Origin of the sequence: Mesorhizobium sp. ESP-6-2, assembly GCF_020164675.1 — a bacterium.
Taxonomy (GTDB): Bacteria; Pseudomonadota; Alphaproteobacteria; order Rhizobiales; family Rhizobiaceae; genus Mesorhizobium.
The window spans coordinates 70,428-88,284 of sequence record NZ_JAIUGT010000004.1; the positions used below are offsets into that span (position 1 = coordinate 70,428).

At 63.8% G+C, this 17,857-nt stretch carries 15 protein-coding genes; 11 read left to right on the forward strand and 4 right to left on the reverse strand.

The genetic code is table 11. The features are described 5' to 3' along the window. Positions 1-141 precede the first annotated feature (141 nt). Positions 142-966 (forward strand): L,D-transpeptidase, encoded by an 825-nt coding sequence (locus LB532_RS12880; protein WP_140553967.1) that lies wholly within the window; start codon positions 142-144, stop codon positions 964-966. 85 nt (positions 967-1,051) lie between these two features. Here the strand turns inward: LB532_RS12880 and LB532_RS12885 are convergent, their stop codons facing one another. Then, positions 1,052-2,590 carry a helicase HerA-like C-terminal domain-containing protein gene (locus LB532_RS12885; RefSeq protein WP_140638748.1) on the reverse strand — a complete coding sequence of 513 codons (1,539 nt, stop codon included), beginning with the start codon at positions 2,588-2,590 and terminating at the stop codon, positions 1,052-1,054. Between the two features lie 283 nt (positions 2,591-2,873). On the opposite strand from LB532_RS12885, the gene LB532_RS12890 reads away from it, so the two are divergent. The 4 genes from LB532_RS12890 to LB532_RS12905 all read left to right on the forward strand — a co-directional run bounded on the left by LB532_RS12890 (position 2,874) and on the right by LB532_RS12905 (position 7,151). Next, the gene (locus LB532_RS12890) at positions 2,874-4,316 is read left to right on the forward strand and encodes a methylmalonyl-CoA mutase subunit beta (protein ID WP_140638747.1); all 1,443 of its coding nucleotides are present in this window, start codon (positions 2,874-2,876) and stop codon (positions 4,314-4,316) included. Next, positions 4,313-6,433, forward strand: a complete 2,121-nt coding sequence (gene scpA, locus LB532_RS12895; RefSeq protein ID WP_140638746.1) for a methylmalonyl-CoA mutase — start codon at positions 4,313-4,315, stop codon at positions 6,431-6,433. The genes LB532_RS12890 and scpA overlap by 4 nt, the downstream gene beginning before the upstream one ends. A gap of 110 nt (positions 6,434-6,543) precedes the next feature. Further along, on the forward strand, positions 6,544-6,765 hold the full coding sequence (locus LB532_RS12900; RefSeq protein WP_140494768.1) for an AbrB/MazE/SpoVT family DNA-binding domain-containing protein: 222 nt from the start codon (positions 6,544-6,546) through the stop codon (positions 6,763-6,765). Next, positions 6,762-7,151: a type II toxin-antitoxin system death-on-curing family toxin gene (locus LB532_RS12905; RefSeq protein WP_140638745.1), complete on the forward strand. Its 390-nt coding sequence runs from the start codon at positions 6,762-6,764 to the stop codon at positions 7,149-7,151. The genes LB532_RS12900 and LB532_RS12905 overlap by 4 nt, the downstream gene beginning before the upstream one ends. A gap of 9 nt (positions 7,152-7,160) precedes the next feature. Here LB532_RS12905 and greA read toward each other — a convergent pair whose 3' ends face one another. Then, positions 7,161-7,637 (reverse strand): transcription elongation factor GreA, encoded by a 477-nt coding sequence (gene greA, locus LB532_RS12910; protein ID WP_140638744.1) that lies wholly within the window; start codon positions 7,635-7,637, stop codon positions 7,161-7,163. A gap of 118 nt (positions 7,638-7,755) precedes the next feature. Between greA and LB532_RS12915 the strand changes: the two genes are divergently transcribed. After that, positions 7,756-9,132 (forward strand): TIGR03808 family TAT-translocated repetitive protein, encoded by a 1,377-nt coding sequence (locus LB532_RS12915; RefSeq protein ID WP_140638743.1) that lies wholly within the window; start codon positions 7,756-7,758, stop codon positions 9,130-9,132. 11 nt (positions 9,133-9,143) lie between these two features. Here the strand turns inward: LB532_RS12915 and LB532_RS12920 are convergent, their stop codons facing one another. Together LB532_RS12920 and LB532_RS12925 are read right to left on the reverse strand one after the other, a co-directional pair. After that, positions 9,144-10,148 (reverse strand): asparaginase, encoded by a 1,005-nt coding sequence (locus LB532_RS12920; protein ID WP_140638742.1) that lies wholly within the window; start codon positions 10,146-10,148, stop codon positions 9,144-9,146. 26 nt (positions 10,149-10,174) lie between these two features. After that, on the reverse strand, positions 10,175-11,341 hold the full coding sequence (locus tag LB532_RS12925) for an acetyl-CoA acetyltransferase (protein ID WP_140638741.1): 1,167 nt from the start codon (positions 11,339-11,341) through the stop codon (positions 10,175-10,177). A gap of 187 nt (positions 11,342-11,528) precedes the next feature. On the opposite strand from LB532_RS12925, the gene betI reads away from it, so the two are divergent. Genes betI through betB form a run of 5 tightly spaced genes read left to right on the forward strand, consistent with a single transcriptional unit; the run spans position 11,529 to position 17,826 of the window. After that, complete coding sequence (gene betI / locus LB532_RS12930; protein ID WP_140638740.1) at positions 11,529-12,119, forward strand: choline-responsive transcriptional repressor BetI; 591 nt, start codon at positions 11,529-11,531, stop codon at positions 12,117-12,119. Then, the gene (gene betC / locus LB532_RS12935; RefSeq protein ID WP_140638739.1) at positions 12,116-13,645 is read left to right on the forward strand and encodes a choline-sulfatase; all 1,530 of its coding nucleotides are present in this window, start codon (positions 12,116-12,118) and stop codon (positions 13,643-13,645) included. The genes betI and betC overlap by 4 nt, the downstream gene beginning before the upstream one ends. Continuing rightward, the gene (locus LB532_RS12940) at positions 13,642-14,649 is read left to right on the forward strand and encodes a threonine/serine dehydratase (RefSeq protein ID WP_140520747.1); all 1,008 of its coding nucleotides are present in this window, start codon (positions 13,642-13,644) and stop codon (positions 14,647-14,649) included. The genes betC and LB532_RS12940 overlap by 4 nt, the downstream gene beginning before the upstream one ends. Before the next feature lie 3 nt (positions 14,650-14,652). After that, positions 14,653-16,305, forward strand: a complete 1,653-nt coding sequence (gene betA, locus LB532_RS12945) for a choline dehydrogenase (protein WP_140638738.1) — start codon at positions 14,653-14,655, stop codon at positions 16,303-16,305. A gap of 57 nt (positions 16,306-16,362) precedes the next feature. Then, positions 16,363-17,826, forward strand: coding sequence for a betaine-aldehyde dehydrogenase (gene betB / locus LB532_RS12950; protein ID WP_140638737.1), 1,464 nt, complete (start codon positions 16,363-16,365; stop codon positions 17,824-17,826). Positions 17,827-17,857 lie beyond the last annotated feature (31 nt).

Sequence of the window (17,857 nt, forward strand, 5' to 3'; positions counted from 1 at the left end):
CGCGGTCACAGCTTCGCCTTTGTTTGTCCACCTTGAGGCCAGATTCGGAACCGCCTATCACGCCCAAGTGTTGATCAGGCACCCTCGCAACGGTCGGTATATTCATGCTTTGTTGCGATTTCAGACTTAAAGAAGGCAACCATGTTCCCAGCCGAAATCGAATCCTATCGCCTGAGCCGTCGCGGCTTTCTCAACGCCGCAGCCTTGGGCGCCGCCTCGATCGCGGTTTCCGCATGCGCCACCACCGGATCCGGGCCAGTCGAGCCACCACCACCGGCCTATGTCGAGCCGCCGCTCGCCGACTACGTGACGATGTACGCCGCCGTCAGCGATGGCGGTTTCGAAGTGCCGGCCATTCCCGTCGACAGGATCGATCCGCAATTCCTGCGCCAGATCGTGCCCGACCCGACCGGCCAGAAGCCGGGAACCATCGTCGTCGATACGACCGGCCACTTCCTCTATCTGGTTCGTCCGGGCGGTCAGGCGATCCGTTACGGCGTCGGCCTCGGCCGCGCCGGCTTCGAATGGTCTGGCGATGCCGTCGTCCAGTGGAAGCAGAAGTGGCCGAAATGGACGCCGCCGGACGAGATGATCGCCCGGCAGCCGGAACTGAGGCAATACAGCGCTGACAATGGCGGCATGCCGGGCGGGCTGAAAAACCCGCTCGGTGCACGTGCGCTCTATCTCTTCCAGGGCAACGTCGACACGCTCTACCGGCTGCACGGCTCGCCGGAATGGCGTTCGATCGGCAAGTCGGTGTCGTCGGGCTGCGTGCGCCTGATGAACCAGGACATTATAGACCTCTATGACCGCGTGCCTTCGAAGACCCCGGTCATCGTGACCAGCGACGCCAGCCAGCCCATGGTGGCGACCGCGAACCACAAAGCCATCCCGATCGATGCCGGCGTGCCGGACGGATCGGTGCTGCTTGGCCCGGTGAAAGCGGTGACCGACGCGATTTTCTGATCGGAGCGAGGGTGAATGCGGCGACTCACCGCCTTCACCCTCCACATCAACCTGTCCCTGCGTGACCGTTGCGCGATCGCGCTCCCTATCTGCCTCTCGACAGACTTCCGAGTATCCCGCGCACGATGGCGCGGCCGACCGACGAGCCGACGGAGCGCACTACCGACTTGATCGCGGCTTCCGCCACCGTCTGGCGGTTGGATGGGCGCGGTTGAGGCGAGCGTCTGCCGCCGGGCTGCTGCGGCGGGGCATCATTGCCGAAGCCCGGAATGGTCCAGCGTGAACGGCCTGCGTCGGCCTGTTGTGCCTCGGCATCCGCCGCGTCCTTGGCCTTCTTCTGCAGCATCTCGAAAGCCGATTCGCGATCGACACGCTCATCGTACTGGCCGATCACCGGGCTTTCCTGGATCAGCTTCTGCCGCTCGGCTGGGGTTATGGGCCCGAGTCGTGACGATGGCGGACGGATCAGCGTGCGCTGGACCATGGACGGGATGCCCTTGGCTTCCAGCATTGAAACCAGCGCTTCGCCGGTGCCCAGTTGCGTGATCACGGTCGCGCAATCGAAATCCGGATTTGGCCGGAACGTCTCGGCCGCGGTCCTTACCGCCTGCTGCTCGCGCGGCGTGTAGGCACGCAGCGCATGCTGGACGCGGTTGCCGAGCTGGGCCAGGACCTTCTCAGGAATATCCAAAGGGTTCTGCGTGACGAAATAGACGCCCACACCCTTCGAGCGGATCAGGCGCACCACCTGCTCGACGCGGTCGATCAGCACCTTCGGCGCGTCGTCGAAAAGCAGATGTGCCTCGTCGAAGAAGAAGACCAGCTTCGGCTGGTCGGGGTCGCCCACTTCGGGCAGTTCCTCGAACAGTTCCGACATCAGCCAAAGCAGGAACGTCGCGTAGAGTCGCGGATTCATCATCAGCTTGTCGGCGGCCAGCACGCTGATGGCGCCGCGGCCGTCGCGGGTGGTGCGCATGATGTCGGCGATGCGCAATGCCGGCTCGCCGAAGAAATTCGCCGCCCCCTGCTGTTCCAGCACCAGCAGCGTGCGCTGGATGGCGCCGACCGAGGGTTTCGTCACATTGCCGTAGCGGGCGCTGATCTCTTCGGCGCGCCCGGCGATATTGGCGAGCAGCGCCTGCAGGTCCTTGAGGTCGAGCAGCAGCAGGCCTTCCTCATCGGCGATGCGGAAGGCGATGTTCATGATGCCTTCCTGGGCTTCGGACAGATTCATTAACCGCGACAAGAGCAGCGGGCCCATCTCGGAGATGGCGGCGCGGATGGGGTGGCCCTGTTCGCCGAACAGATCCCAGAAGATGACGGGGAATTCCTGGAAGTCATAGGGGTCGAGCTTGACCTGCTCGGCGCGCTTGACCAGGAAATCCTGCGCCGTGCCCATCATGGCTATACCGGAGAGATCGCCCTTGATGTCGGCGCAGAACACCGGCACACCGGCATTGGAGAATCCCTCGGCCAATATTTGCAAGGTGACCGTCTTGCCGGTGCCGGTGGCACCGGTCACCAGGCCGTGACGGTTGCCATATTGCAAAAGCAGGTTTTCGGGACGCTGATAGCTGTCGTCGGGCTTGCGGCTGGCGCCGATGAAAATGGTGTCGTCAGCCATATGTCCGGTCTCCGCAAACTGCCGTGTATAAAACCAGCCCCTTGCCCGAAGGTATAGTGGGGCCCTTGCACAGCGACAATGGCGATCAGCGAAAATGGCCTTTTTTGGAGCTTGCGGATTTTGCCCATGTTTGGCAATCGTTCATGCTTCGTGCTCGAAGGCTGGTGTACGCTCGAGGGATCGAATTCGAGTCTTGGAAGCGCATTGCATTGCGGTATCGCACCGGGACCCGTAGACTGAAGTGCTCCAGGCTGATGCGGCCGCATAGTGACGAGGACAGTGGATGAGCGCCGGAGCCTTGACCAGGGATAACGAAGTTCCGAATGCCGACCGGCAGCGATGGCTGGCCTTGGCTGAAAGGGCGCTCGCCGGCGCATCTTTCGAGGAAAAACTGGTCTCGCACACTGATGACGGCATCCGCGTGGAACCGCTTTATGAGCGCGCGGCGGCGGCCGAGCCGATCGTGCGCGCCAACCCGGGATCGCCGTGGATCGTCAGCCAGCGCATCGACGATCCCGACATAGGTCGCGCCAAAGCCCAGGCGCTGGAGGACGTCGCGCAGGGTGCGACGGGATTGTCGCTCGTCTTCGAAGGCGCCCCGAACGCGTTCGGCTACGGCCTGCCGAGAACGGCGCAGGCGCTGGAGACGGTTCTGGACGGCATACCGTTAAACCGCGTCCAGATCCGCATCGACGCCCATCCGTGGAGCCGCCCCATGGCCGACTGGCTGGTGGCGTTCCTTGGCAAGCGCCGCTCCGACCCGGCAAAGCTCAACCTCTCCTTCGGCATCGATCCTGCGGCTATCCTGGCCGGAACCGGCCGGTTGCGCATGTCGATCGAGGCGCTGCAGGAATCCATGCCGCAATCGCTGGCGCATTTCTTTTCGATGGGCGTACCCGGCGTGCTGCTCGAGGCGGACGGGCGGGTGTTCCACAATGCCGGCGCCACGGAGGCGCAGGAGCTTGGCATCATGCTCGCTTCGGCCGTCTCGTATCTCAGGATGTTCGAGAAAGCGCGGCAACCGCTCGTCTACGCAGCGCCCCATATCGGGTTTGCGCTGAGCGCCGACCAGGATCAGTTCCTGTCGATTGCCAAGGTCAGGGCCTTGCGCAAGCTGTGGGCTCGCGTCCAAGAGGCCTGCTCGATCCCGACTTCGACGGCCAATATTCACGCCGAGACGTCGTTTCGGATGATGACGGCATTGGATCCGGAGACCAACATCCTGCGCACGACAATCGCCTGCTTCGCCGCGGCGGCGGGCGGAGCCGATTCGATCGCCATCCTGCCGCACACCGTCGCGCATGGCCTGCCGGCGCCTTTCGCACGCCGCGTGGCCCGTAACGCGCAGTTGATCATGGCCAATGAAAGCCACATCGATCAGGTCGCCGATCCTGCCTGCGGCTCCGGTGGCGTCGAAGCGCTCACCGCTGGCCTCTGCGAAGCGGCCTGGGCCGAGTTGCAGGCGATCGAGGCCGAGGGCGGCGTGCTGTCCAGCCTTCAGGACGGACGCATACAGGAACGCGTTCGCACCGCCGCCGCCCAGCGTGCTGCCGCCTTCCGATCCCGCGAGCGCGCCATCGTCGGCGCCACGCTCTATCCGCAGAAAACCGAGCGCGCTGTCGAGACGCTGGCCGCGGAGCGGCGACCTGCCTTCACGGAAGGCATCGTCATGTGCGAGCCGCTGTTTCCGGTCCGCATCGATCAAGCGATCGGAGCCGCTTCTTGATTCCGGATTTCAGCCAGGTCGGCTGGGCGCCGCCGCGGCGGGCGCGTGTCGAGATCAAGGGCCAGCGGATGACGCCGGAAGGCCTTGCCGTCAAACATCTGTACAATCAGGGCGACCTCAAGGGGCTGCCCCATCTCGACACCTATCCGGGCATGCCGCCCTTCGTGCGCGGACCCTATCCGACCATGTATGTCCAGCAGCCGTGGACGATCCGGCAGTATGCCGGTTTCTCGACCGCGGAAGAATCCAACGCCTTCTACAGGCGCAATCTTGCCGCCGGCCAGAAAGGCCTGTCGGTCGCCTTCGATCTCGCCACGCACCGCGGCTATGACAGCGATCATCCGCGGGTGGCCGGCGATGTCGGAATGGCGGGCGTGGCCATCGATTCCATCCTCGACATGCGCCAGCTCTTCGACGGCATTCCGCTCGGCGAGATGACGGTGTCGATGACCATGAACGGCGCGGTGCTGCCGGTCATGGCGCTCTACATTGTGGCGGCCGAGGAACAGGGCGTTGCGCAGAAGGACCTCACTGGCACCATTCAGAACGACATTCTGAAGGAGTTCATGGTCCGCAACACCTATATCTATCCGCCGAAGCCCTCGATGCGGATCGTGTCGGACATCTTCTCCTACACATCCAGGCATATGCCGAAATTCAACTCGATCTCGATCTCCGGCTACCATATGCAGGAGGCCGGCGCGACGGCGGACCTGGAGCTCGCCTATACGATTGCCGACGGAATCGAATATGCCCGCGCCGGCGTCGCCGCCGGGCTCGACATCGACCGCTTCGCCCCGCGCCTGTCCTTCTTCTGGGCTGTTGGCATGAACTTCTTCATGGAAGTCGCCAAGCTCAGGGCGGCGCGGCTTCTGTGGTCGAGCCTGATGATGAAGAATTTTGCGCCGAAGGACGAGCGTTCGCTGTCCTTGCGCACCCACTGCCAGACCTCTGGCTGGTCGCTGACGGCGCAGGATCCCTACAACAACATCATTCGTACGATGATCGAGGCGATGGCCGCCACACAGGGCCATACACAATCGCTGCACACCAATTCCTTCGACGAGGCCATGGCGCTGCCGACCGATCATTCGGCGCGTATCGCCCGCAACACGCAGCTGATCCTGCAAAAGGAATCCGGCACCACGCGCATCATCGATCCGTGGGGCGGTTCGGCTTATCTCGAGAGGCTGACGCATGATCTGGCGGCGCGTGCGCTTGCCCATATCGAGGAGGTCGAGGCGCTCGGCGGCATGGCCGCGGCGACCGAGAAGGGCATTCCCAAGCTGCGCATCGAAGAGGCCGCCGCCCGCACCCAGGCGCGCATCGATTCAGGCGAGCAGATGCTGGTCGGCGTCAACGCGCACCAGCCTGGTACGGATATCGAAGTCGACGTCTTGAAGATCGACAATGCCGAGGTAAGAGCCCGGCAGCTATCGAAGCTGCAGCGGCTGAAGGGCACGCGCGACGTCGCAGTGCTCGAGAATGCGCTCGCAGCGCTCTCCCGCGCGGCCGAGAGCGGCGACAACCTGCTCGAATTCGCCATCCATGCCGCGCGCGCCAACGCGACGGTCGGGGAGATTTCGCTGGCGCTGGAAAAGGTCTTTGGCCGCCACGTCGCTTCGGTGCAGACGATTTCCGGCGTCTATCGCCAGGCGCTCGGCGACAATCCGGCCGTCGACCGGCTGCAGCAGAAGATCGGCGCGTTCGAAAAGAAGACCGGCGGCAAGCCCCGCATCCTGGTCGCCAAAATGGGACAGGACGGACATGACCGCGGCCAGAAGGTGATTGCCACAGCCTTTGCCGACCTGGGCTTCGATGTCACCGTCGGCGCCATGTTCCAGACACCGGAGGAGATCGCGAAGCTCGCCCACGAGCAGGATGTGCACATTGTCGGCGCGTCATCGCTGGCGGCGGGACATCTCACGCTCATCCCCGAACTCAGCGATGCGCTGAAGAGGCTCGGCCACAGCGACATGCTGATCGTTGCCGGCGGCGTGATCCCTCCGCAGGACTATGATGCCGTGCTGCAAGCGGGTGCAGTGGAAATCTTCCCGCCCGGTACCGTGATCCCGGAAGCAGCGGAGCGGCTGATCGACAGGCTGCTGGTATCGTGAATTATCGGCAATGAGCGTGTCCGGGCCGACTCCCATTCGTAAGTTATAATATCTGTTGCAACGGCGCGGCGGTCGAGTTATAATTGACGTTGCAACAGGAGCAATCCAGCATGAACACCACCATTCGCAAGATCGGTAATTCCGAAGGGGTGATCCTGCCCAAGGAGCTACTCGACCGCCTGAATCTCAAAGCCGGTGATCAGCTTCAGGTTCTCGAAACGGACAAGGACATCGTCCTCAAACCGGTCGACGATAGTTTCGAGCGGCAGATGGAAGCTGCTCGCAAGGTCATGGACAAGTACAAGGTCGCGCTTCAGAAGCTCGCCGAATGAACTGGGAGTTCCTGTCGCGCCGCGCGGTCGAAGCGATGCATGCCGGGCAATTGCGCCGGCATGGCGGCGCACAAGGTTTGCGGAATGAAAATGCACTCGAATCGGCGCTGGCCCAGGCCCAGAACAAGGCTAATTACGGCACTCCGTCGATTGAAGATCTTGCAGCAGCCTATGTCTTTGGCATTGCCAGAAATCATGCCTTTGTCGACGGCAACAAACGCACGGCGATTGTCGCCGCCGGCGCCTTCCTGATCATCAACGGTCACGTCCTGACGGCGGACAACGGCACGCTTTATGAATTCGTGATGGCTATCGCCGCCGGCGAGATCGATGAAGCGGGTGCCGCCGCATTCTTTCGCGACCATATCGTGAAGACTGAGGACTGACGTTGGGGTTCAGCCGCCCGCGTTCAGCTTGACGATTTCCCATTCCTTGCCGTTGACGGTGGCGACATCGCCGACCTTCTTGCCAAACAAAGCAATCGCCATTGGCGACACATGGGAAATGCTGCCTTTCGACGGGTCGGCCTCGTCCTCGCCGACGATCTTCCAGTGCACCTTCTTGCCGTCCTCCGCTTCGAGCGTGGCGCCCATGCCGAAGCGAATGACGTCGCTCCCGGGCTCGGGCACCGAAAGCTCGGCACTTTCGCGCCGCGCGGTCCAGTAGCGCAGGTCGCGAGATACCAGCGCGATACGCTCGCGGTCTCCCCGACGCTCGGCTTTGGCCAATATGTCGCGCAAATCGGCCAGATTCTCGTCGATCATTGCCAGGCCACGCTCCGTCACCAGGTTGCGGTGGTGGCTGATCGGCCGTTCGCCGACGCCTGCGATGGCGTTTTCGCTGTCTTCCTCGCGGGTAAAGGCTCTGCTCATTCCTTGAACTTATGCCTGCCCTCACGACTTCACAAGTCATTGCCCCTAGCCGGGGACGCAGGTGCCCGGCTGGCACGAATCCTGCCACGGGATGGGCAAAATGCCAGGACCTGTGCCGATGTTGAACAGACGCAAGCTGCTTGTCCGGACAGCCGGTTTTGCCGTGTTCGGGCTTTCGCTGGGCAAGGCAGCGGCCGCGAGCTTGCCCGGCATCGAGAAAGCCTCAATGCGCGGATCGATCAACGCCACCGAGCTTGGCGTGCGACCCGGCACCTTTGACGATCAGAGCAAGGCTTTCGCCAAGCTGCTGCGCGAGGCCGGCGATCGCGACATGCCGGTGTTCCTGCAGCCCGGCACCTATGTCGTGTCCAACCTGACGCTGCCCGGCCGGGTGCGCCTTACCGGGGTGCCTGGCGCAACACGCATCGTCTATGGTGGCGACGGCCACCTGTTCATGGCCGAACAAGCCGATCACATCGAGCTCAGCGGCATAGCCCTCGACGGCTCAAACCGCTCGATGGGCGACTACGCGCAAGGACTGCTCGATCTGCGCCGCGTGGCGCATCTCATCGTCGACAATTGCCAGATAACCGGCAGCGGCAAGAACGGACTGGCGCTCGAGCACGCGGCGGGCCGGGTCGAGCGCACGGAAATATCCGGAGCGGCGGACGCCGGCATCTATTCGGTCGAGGCCGCAGGGCTGGCGATCACAGGCAACACCGTCTCCGACTGCGCCAATGGTGGCATCCTCGTGCACCGCTGGCAGGCGGCGGAGGACGGCACCATCGTCACCGGCAACCGGGTCGAACGCATCGCGGCGCGCGGCGGCGGCACAGGCCAGAACGGCAACGGCATCAATGCCTTCCGCGCCGCCAACGTGATCATCTCCGGCAATATCGTTTCGGACTGCGCATTCTCGGCCATTCGCGCCAACAGCGCCAGCAATCTGCAAGTATCGGGCAACACCTGCATGCGCTCTGGCGAAACGGCGGTCTATTCCGAATTCTCGTTCGAAGGCGCCGTCATCAGCAACAACATCGTCGATGGTGCCGCCAACGGCATCTCGATCGTCAATTTCAACGAAGGCGGACGCATGGGCGTTTGCTCCGGCAATATCGTGCGCAACCTGTCGACATCTGGCCCCTACCCCGCCGATCCGCCCGGTTTCGGCGTCGGCATCGGCGTCGAGGCCGACACCACCATGTCCAACAATGTCGTCGAGAACGCGCCGCTCTACGGCATGCAGATCGGCTGGGGACCGTATCTGCGCAATGTCGTGGCCACCGGCAACATCATCCGCAAGGCGGGCACCGGCATCGTGGTCAGCGTGGTCGACGGTGCCGGAACCGCCATCATCTCCGACAATGTCATCGACGGGGCACGCAATGGCGCGATTGTCGGGCAGCGCTGGGCCGATCCGGCCACGGGCGATCTCGCCGCGTCAGCCGATAGCGGCTTTCCGCATCTGACCGTCGAGCGCAATCACGTCAGTTGAGAGCGTCCGGATCAGGCCAGTGCCGCCGTTGGCCTGAGCGCTCCGACCTTGGCGCCGATCCGGCTTTCGATGGGTGCGTTTGCCATTTCGAGCAGCTTCGCCGCCAAAACCTCGTCAGCGCGCAGCAGCCTGGCGAGAACCGCGGCAACCATGGATTCGGCAGCCCGGCCGGCACCATCGTCGCATTTGAGCGCGATGCCGAGGCCAAGCTCGGGAAGTGCCGCACAATGAACGCCTTCAGCGCCGCCTTTCGCAAAAATCCGCCCGGGGGCGGCTTCCATCAACGCGACGTCTTCGCGGTCCGTTCCGGCAACAAAGAACGGCTCTGCCATGCAGGCGGCCAGCAGACGGTTTGCAGCTTTGGCTCGCACCGGTGCAAAACCCGTCCCGGTCGCCATCCGGGCAAAGCCCAGCGCGAAACTCCTGAGCGGCACCGCGTAGGTCGGGATCGAACAGCCGTCGGTCGCGCGCTCGTCGGCGCCGTGGCGGGCTCCCGTTACCGCTTGCATGGCGTCGCGCACCATTTCCTGCAAGGCGTGATCCGCCCTGACATAGCCGCGATGCGCGATGCCCGCGTGGACGCAGGTGCAGAGGAAGCCCGAATGCTTGCCGGAGCAGTTGTTGTGCAGCGCGTTGGGCGAGCCGCCGGCACGCGCAAGTGCTATCTCCGCATCATGGTTTGAGGGCCAGTGCGTGCCGCATTCAAGCGCCGACCCGTCCAGCCCGGCCCTGGCGAGCATCGACCTGGCCAGTTCGACATGGGCCGGTTCGCCCGAATGGGAGGCACAGGCCAGCGCCAGTTCGCGGTTGCCGAAGCCATAGGCATCGGCAGCCCCCGTCTCGACCAGCGGAAGCGCCTGGATCGCCTTGACCGCGGAGCGCGGAAACACCGGCCGCGATGTGTCGCCGATCTCCAGAACCGGCTTGCCATCGGCGCCGAAAACCGCGACCGCGCCTCGGTGGGCGCTCTCGACGATGGCGCCACGCAGAACTTCGATCAGAACCGGATTTGTCATGTTGCCCCCGCGGATGCGGGTCGCTTTTACCGAATCCGGTCGAGAATGGAAACGTAATTGGCGACCGCCGCACCGCCCATATTGAAGATGCCGCCGAGTTTGGCGCCCGGCACCTGGATGCCGCCGGCCTCGCCGACAAGCTGCATGGCGCTCAGCACATGCATCGACACCCCGGTGGCGCCGATCGGATGACCCTTCGCCTTCAGGCCGCCGGACGGGTTGACCGGCAGCCGTCCGTCCTTTGCGGTCGTGCCGTCCAGCGCCAGTTTGGCGCCCTCGCCGGGCTTCGCCAGGCCCATCGCCTCATATTCGATCAGTTCAGCGATGGTGAAGCAGTCATGCGTCTCGACGAAGGAGAGGTCGTCAAGCGTCACGCCGGCCTTCTTCAGCGCGCGGCTCCAGGCCTGCTCGCAGCCTTCGAAAGTCAGGATGTCGCGCTTCGACATCGGCAGGAAATCCTGCACGTGCTCATTGGCGCGGAAGGTGACGGCGCGGCGCATCTTCAGTGCCGTCGCTGTGTCGGTGAGGACGAGAGCGGCGGCACCGTCGGAAACCAGCGAGCAGTCGGTGCGCTTCAAGGGACCGGCTACGAAAGGGTTCTTCTCGCTCTCCTGGCGGCAGAACTCGTAACCGAAATCCTTGCGCATCTGTGCATAGGGGTTGTCGACGCCGTTCTTGTGGTTCTTGGCGGCGATCATGGCAAGCGCGTCGGACTGGTCGCCATAGCGCTGGAAATAGGCCTGCGCGATCTTCCCGAAGACGCCGGCAAAGCCTGCCGGCGTCTCGCCGTCTTCGGGGAGATACGAGGCCTTGAGCAGGTTCTTGCCGATCTCGGGACCGGGCGTCGTCGTCATCTGCTCGGCGCCGACCACCAGCACGATGCGGGCGGCATTGGCATCGATGGCGCGGATGCCTTGCCTGACCGCGGCCGAACCGGTGGCACAGGCGTTCTCGACGCGCGTCGCCGGCTTGAAGCGCAGCCGGTCGTCGGCCTGAAGGACAAGGCTGGCGGTGAAATCCTGCGCGGAAAAGCCGGCGTTGAAATGCCCGAGCACGATCTCGTCGACATCGTCCGGACCAATGCCGGCATGGTCAAGCGCCTCCGTTGCCACTTTGACGATCAGGCTCTCTAGCGTTTCGCCTTCGAGCTTGCCGAAGCGCGAATGCGCCCAGCCGACGATGCATGCGGTCATGACAACCTCCGTTTGCCGCGGAGCCTAACACGTCGTGTCGCGGCATGAGCACTCAATATTGTTCAATGGTGAACCGTTTTCCAGTCCCGGGTATGAGCCAGAGCGGACAATCGATTGTTGTTCAGGTTGGATTTTTGTTGATTGATCCGTCAATAAAAAATAATCTTCGGCAAACATCGGGAACGGCATGCCGAAAGTCGGAATGGAGCCACTGCGCCGCAAGGCGCTCATCGACGCAACGATCTCGGCGATCGGCGAGCGCGGCTCGCTTGACGTGACGATGTCGGAGATCGCCGGGCGCGCCGGCGTGTCATCGGCGCTTGCCCATCACTATTTTGGCGCCAAGGATGAACTGCTGTTCGCGACGATGCGCCACATCCTGGCCGAACTGAACACGGACATGCGGCGCGCGCTCCAATCCGCTGGTTCCCCCCGCGAACGGGTCTCGGCTGTGGTGGCCGTCAATTTCTCCGACATCCAGTTCCGGGCCGAAACGATCGCCGCCTGGCTCGCCTTCTATGTCGAGGCACAAAAATCGGCGGCGCTGCGCCGGCTGCTCAGGATTTATGCGCGGCGGCTGCATTCGAACCTGATGAGCGGGCTGGCCGGCATCCTGTCCCGATCCGAGGCCGATCGCGTCGCCGAAGCGACGGCGGCAATGATCGACGGGCTCTACATCAGGCGGGCGCTCAAGGACGGCGTGCCCGATGCCGCGACCGCGATCGCATTGGTCGAAGACTATCTCGAAACGAAACTCAGCGGACGGCAGACGCAGTGACACGCAAGCAACCAAATTTCCTGGTCGTCATGGTCGATCAGCTCAACGGAACTTTCTTTCCCGACGGGCCGGCTGACTTCCTGCACGCGCCGCATCTGAAGGCATTGGCCGCCCGCTCGGCGCGCTTCCGCAACAATTACACCGGCTCGCCGCTCTGTGCGCCCGCCCGTGCCTCGTTCATGAGCGGCCAGTTGCCATCGCGCACCGGAGTCTATGACAACGCCGCCGAGTTCGCCTCGTCGATCCCGACCTTCGCTCATCATCTGCGCGCCGCCGGCTACCATACTTGCCTGTCGGGCAAGATGCATTTCGTCGGGCCGGACCAATTGCACGGCTTCGAGGAACGGCTGACCACGGACATCTACCCGGCCGATTTCGGTTGGACGCCGGACTACCGCAAGCCCGGCGAGCGCATCGACTGGTGGTATCACAATCTGGGTTCGGTGACCGGGGCCGGCATCGCGGAAACCACCAACCAGATGGAATATGACGACGAGGTCGTGTTCCTCGCCACGCAGAAGCTCTACCAGCTTTCACGCGAACAGGACGATGAGGAGCGCCGGCCATGGTGCCTGACCGTTTCGCTGTCGCATCCGCACGACCCCTACGTCGCGCGCAAGCAGTACTGGGATCTCTACGAAAATTGCCAGGCGCTCGACCCGGAAACCGGCTTTATCGCGTATGACGCACAGGACAGGCATTCGCAGCGGCTGTATGTCGCCAGCGATTATCCGTCGTTCCAGATCACCCCTGAGCAGGTGCGCCGTTCGCGGCGCGGCTATTTCGCCAATATTTCCTATGTCGACGACAAGCTCGGCGAGCTCCTGGACGTGCTCAAGCGGACGCGCATGCTCGACGACACCACCATCCTGTTCTGCTCCGACCATGGCGACATGCTCGGCGAGCGCGGCCTATGGTTCAAGATGAGCTTCTTCGAGGGCTCGGCGCGGGTGCCGCTGATGGTTGCCGGCAGGGGCGTTGCGGCCGGGCTGATCGAAGCGCCGGTTTCCAATCTCGACGTGACTCCGACGCTTTGCGACCTCGCCGGCATCGACATCGATGCCGTCGCGCCATGGACCGATGGCCAGTCGCTGCTGCCTCTGATCGACGGTGAGCGGCGCAGCGCGCCTGTGCTGATGGAATATGCGGCTGAGGGTTCATACGCGCCTCTGGTGGCTATCCGCGAGGGCCGATACAAGTTCGTCCATTGCGAGCTCGATGCGCCGCAACTGTTCGATCTCCAATCCGATCCGCTGGAGCGGGAAAACCTCGCTGCCGATCCGGCCAACGAACCGCTGGTCGCGGCGTTCATGGACAAGGTGCGGGCGCGCTGGGACATGGCCGCTTTCGACGCTGCGGTGCGCGAAAGCCAGGCGCGCCGCTGGGTCGTCTATCGGGCATTGCGCAACGGCGCCTACTACCCCTGGGATTTCCAACCGCTGCAGAAAGCGTCCGAGCGCTACATGCGCAACCACATGAACCTCGACAATCTCGAGGAGAGCAAACGGTATCCGCGAGGCGAATGATGACTACGCTTGTTCCCTCACTCGACCACCTGAAGCAAGCCTATGCGGTCACCGCCAAGGCGACGCAGATCACGCCGCTGCTGGAATCGGCGGCGCTCGCCAGGGAAACCGGCGCCGCTCGCGTCTTCGTCAAGGCGGAATCGCTGCAATGGGCGGGATCGTTCAAGGTGCGTGGCGCCTATTGGCGGCTGAAGCGGCTGTCGCCCGACGAAGCCAAGAAGGGCGTCGTCGCTTATTCTTCCGGCAATTTCGCGCAAGGACTGGCGGCTGCGGGCCAGGCGCTCGGCATTCCCGTCACCATCGTCATGCCGATCGACGCGCCGGCCGCCAAGCGCGACGCCACAGCAGGCTACGGCGCGCGCGTGGTGCTTACCGATCACGGCGAGCGCGCGCGTGAGGAAGTCGCCGCCGCCAAGGCGCGCGAGATCGCCGAGACCGAAGGGCTGACATTGCTGCATCCCTTCGACGATCCGGAAATCGTGGCCGGCCAGGCAGGTGCCGGGCTGGAGGCGCTGGAGCAGCTTTCTGCCAAGGGCGCGAAGGCGGACGTGCTGTTCTGCTCGGTCGGCGGCGGCGGCCTGATCGGCGGCGTTTCGCTCGCTTTCCACTACCTGTCGCCCGCCACAGAAATCATCGGCGTCGAGCCCGAAGGTTTCAACGGCATGGGCGCCTCGTTGGCGCATGGCAGCATCGAGACCATGCCGCTCGCCCCGAACTCGATCTGTGACGGGCTGATGTCGCGGCGGCCCGGCGACGCGCCGTTCGCGGCGGTCAGAACCGCCGGCGTTCGCGGCATCACCGTCGACGACGCCTTGGTGCGGCGGGCAATGAAAATCGCCTTCGAGCGGATGAAGCTGGTGCTTGAGCCGTCCGGAGCTGCCTCGCTGGCGGCACTGCTCGGCGGCAAGGTGGATGTGGCCGGCAAGACCGTCCTTGTGGTGGCTACCGGCGGCAATGTCTCGCTCGCCGATTTCATCACACATATGAACGATGGGCGCATATGAACAATGCTTGAAGCGGATTTCGTCATCATCGGCTCCGGCTCCGCCGGCTCGGCCATGGCCTATCGCCTGTCGGAGGATGGCAAGCACTCGGTCATCGTTATCGAATTCGGCGGCTCCGATGTCGGGCCGCTGATCCAGATGCCATCGGCGCTGTCGATCCCGCTCAATATGAGCCTCTACGACTGGGGCTTCGCCAGCGAACCGGAGCCGCATCTCGGCGGCCGCGTGCTGGCGACGCCGCGCGGCAAGGTGATTGGAGGCTCGTCCTCGATCAACGGCATGGTCTATGTGCGCGGCCACGCCCGCGACTTCGACCACTGGGCCGAACAGGGAGCCGCCGGCTGGGGTTTTGCCGACGTGCTTCCCTATTTCAAGCGCATGGAAGATGCGGACGGCGGCGAGGACGGCTGGCGGGGCCATGGCGGGCCGCTGCACGTGCGGCGCGGCACGCGGAAAAATCCGCTCTATGGCGCCTTCGTCGAAGCGGGCCGCCAAGCCGGCTTCGAACTGACCGACGACTATAACGGCTCCAGGCAAGAGGGGTTCGGCCCGATGGAGCAGACCATTTTCGGCGGCCGCCGCTGGTCGGCGGCATCAGCCTATCTGAGGCCGGCGCTCAGGCGCAAAAACGTAAGCCTGGTCAAGGGCTTTGCGCGGCGGGTGATCATCGAGAATCAACGCGCCATCGGGGTCGAAATCGAAGCTCGCAAACAGATTCAAGTCGTTAAGGCGCGACGTGAGGTGATCGTCGCGGCATCGTCGATCAATTCGCCGAAAATCCTGATGCTGTCGGGCATCGGGCCTGCAGAGCATCTCAGGGAAAACGGCATCGCGGTGGTGGCCGATAGACCCGGCGTAGGCCGCAACCTGCAGGACCATCTGGAACTTTATATCCAGCAGGAATCGACAAAGCCGATCACGTTGAATTCGGTGCTCAACCCGTTCTCGAAGGCGATGATCGGGGCGCAGTGGCTGTTCTTCAAGACCGGCCTTGGCGCCACCAATCATTTCGAGGCGGCGGCTTTCGTGCGCTCGCGCGCCGGCGTCGACTATCCTGATATCCAGTACCACTTCATCCCGGCGGCTGTGCGCTATGACGGCAAGGCGGCGGCGAAGTCGCATGGTTTTCAGGCGCATGTCGGGCCGATGCGATCGAAGTCGCGCGGCTCGGTGACGCTGCGCTCGCCGGATCCGAATTCGAAACCGGTGATCCACTTCAACTACATGTCGCATCCCGACGACTGGAGCGAGTTTCGCCACTGCATCAGGCTGACGCGCGAGATTTTCGGCCAGAAGGCCTTCGACGGCTTCCGTGGCCAGGAAATTTCCCCCGGCAGCCACGTGCAGTCGGACGACGATCTCGACATCTTCATCAGGGATCACGCCGAAAGCGCCTATCATCCCTGCGGCACCTGCCGGATGGGCCGCACCGACGACGTCACGAGCGTCGTCGATCCGGAATGCCGCGTGATCGGCGTCGAGGGCCTACGCGTGGCCGATTCCTCGATCTTCCCGCGCGTCACCAACGGCAATCTCAACGCGCCGTCGATCATGACTGGCGAGAAGGCGTCCGACCATATCCTTGGCCGCACGCCGCTGGCGCCTTCCAACCAGGAACCATGGATCAACCCCCGCTGGCAGGCGTCCGACAGATAGAGCATGATCGTGCAACCGCAGGATCGGCATGCCGCGAAAGACGATTTGGAGAAGCCCATGCGCGCCCAGCCAACGGCATCGCACTATGTCAACGGACGCTACATAGAGGACGAGCAAGGCGCGCCACTGCCGGTCGTCTATCCGGCAACCGGCGAGACCATCGCCCTTTTACGCTCGGCGACGCCGAACGTGCTGGAACTCGCCATCGAGGCCGCGCGTGCCGCACAACCGGCTTGGGCGCGGCTGAAGCCGGTGGAGCGCGGCCGCGTCCTGCGCCGCGCCGCCGACATCTTGCGCGCCCGCAATGCCGATCTTGCCCGCCTCGAGACGCTCGACACCGGCAAGGCGATCCAGGAGACGCTGGTGGCGGATGCCCCATCGGCCGCGGATTGCCTGGAATATTTCGGAGGCGCGGTTGCCGCCTACAATGGCGAGGCTGTCGATCTGGGCGGACCTTTTGCCTACACGCGGCGTGAGGCGCTCGGCGTTTGCGTCGGCATAGGCGCCTGGAACTACCCGATCCAGATCGCCGGCTGGAAATCCGCGCCGGCGCTCGCCATGGGCAACGCGATGGTGTTCAAACCATCGGAAACCACGCCATTGTCTGCATTGGCACTGGCCGAGATCTACAGCGAGGCAGGCCTGCCCGACGGGCTGTTCAACGTCGTGCAAGGCTATGGCGATGTCGGCGCCAGCCTGGTCGGCCACGACGTCGTAGCCAAGGTGTCGGTGACCGGTTCGGTGCCGACCGGCCGCAAGGTGCTGTCGCTCGCCGGCTCGAAGATGAAGCACGCGACGATGGAACTCGGCGGCAAGTCGCCGCTGATCGTCTTCGACGACGCCGATCTCGAGAATGCCATCGGCGGCGCCATGCTCGGCAATTTCTATTCGACAGGGCAGATCTGCTCCAACGGCACGCGCGTCTTCGTCCAGAAGGGCATCCATGACCGCTTCGTCGACCGGCTCGTCGAGCGAACCAAGAAGATCCGCATCGGCGATCCGCTCGATGGCGAAACCCAGATGGGGCCGCTGGTCAGCAAGACACAGCAGGAGAAGGTCGTCTCCTACATAGCGGCGGGCAAGCAAGAAGGCGCCACGCTCGCCTGCGGCGGCAACGTGCCCTCGCTCCAAGGTTTCGAAGGCGGCTTCTTCGTCGAGCCGACGGTGTTCACCGGCGTGACCGACGGCATGCGCATCGCGCGCGAGGAAATCTTCGGGCCTGTCATGAGCGTGCTGAAATTCGACGGCGAGGACGAGGTAGTCGAGCGCGCCAACGACACCGAGTTCGGCCTCGCGGCCGGCGTGTTCACGCGCGACCTGCCGCGCGCGCACCGTGTCATCGCCGAGTTGCAGGCCGGCACGTGCTGGATCAACGCCTACAACCTGACGCCGGTCGAAATCCCCTTCGGCGGCTTCAAGCAGTCAGGCATCGGGCGAGAGAATTCGCTGGCCGCGCTGGCGCTCTATTCGCAGCTGAAGGCGGTTTATGTCGAGACCGGAGATGTGGCGGCGCCTTATTGAATTGGCGAAAGCCGACGTGACTGCCAAGCTC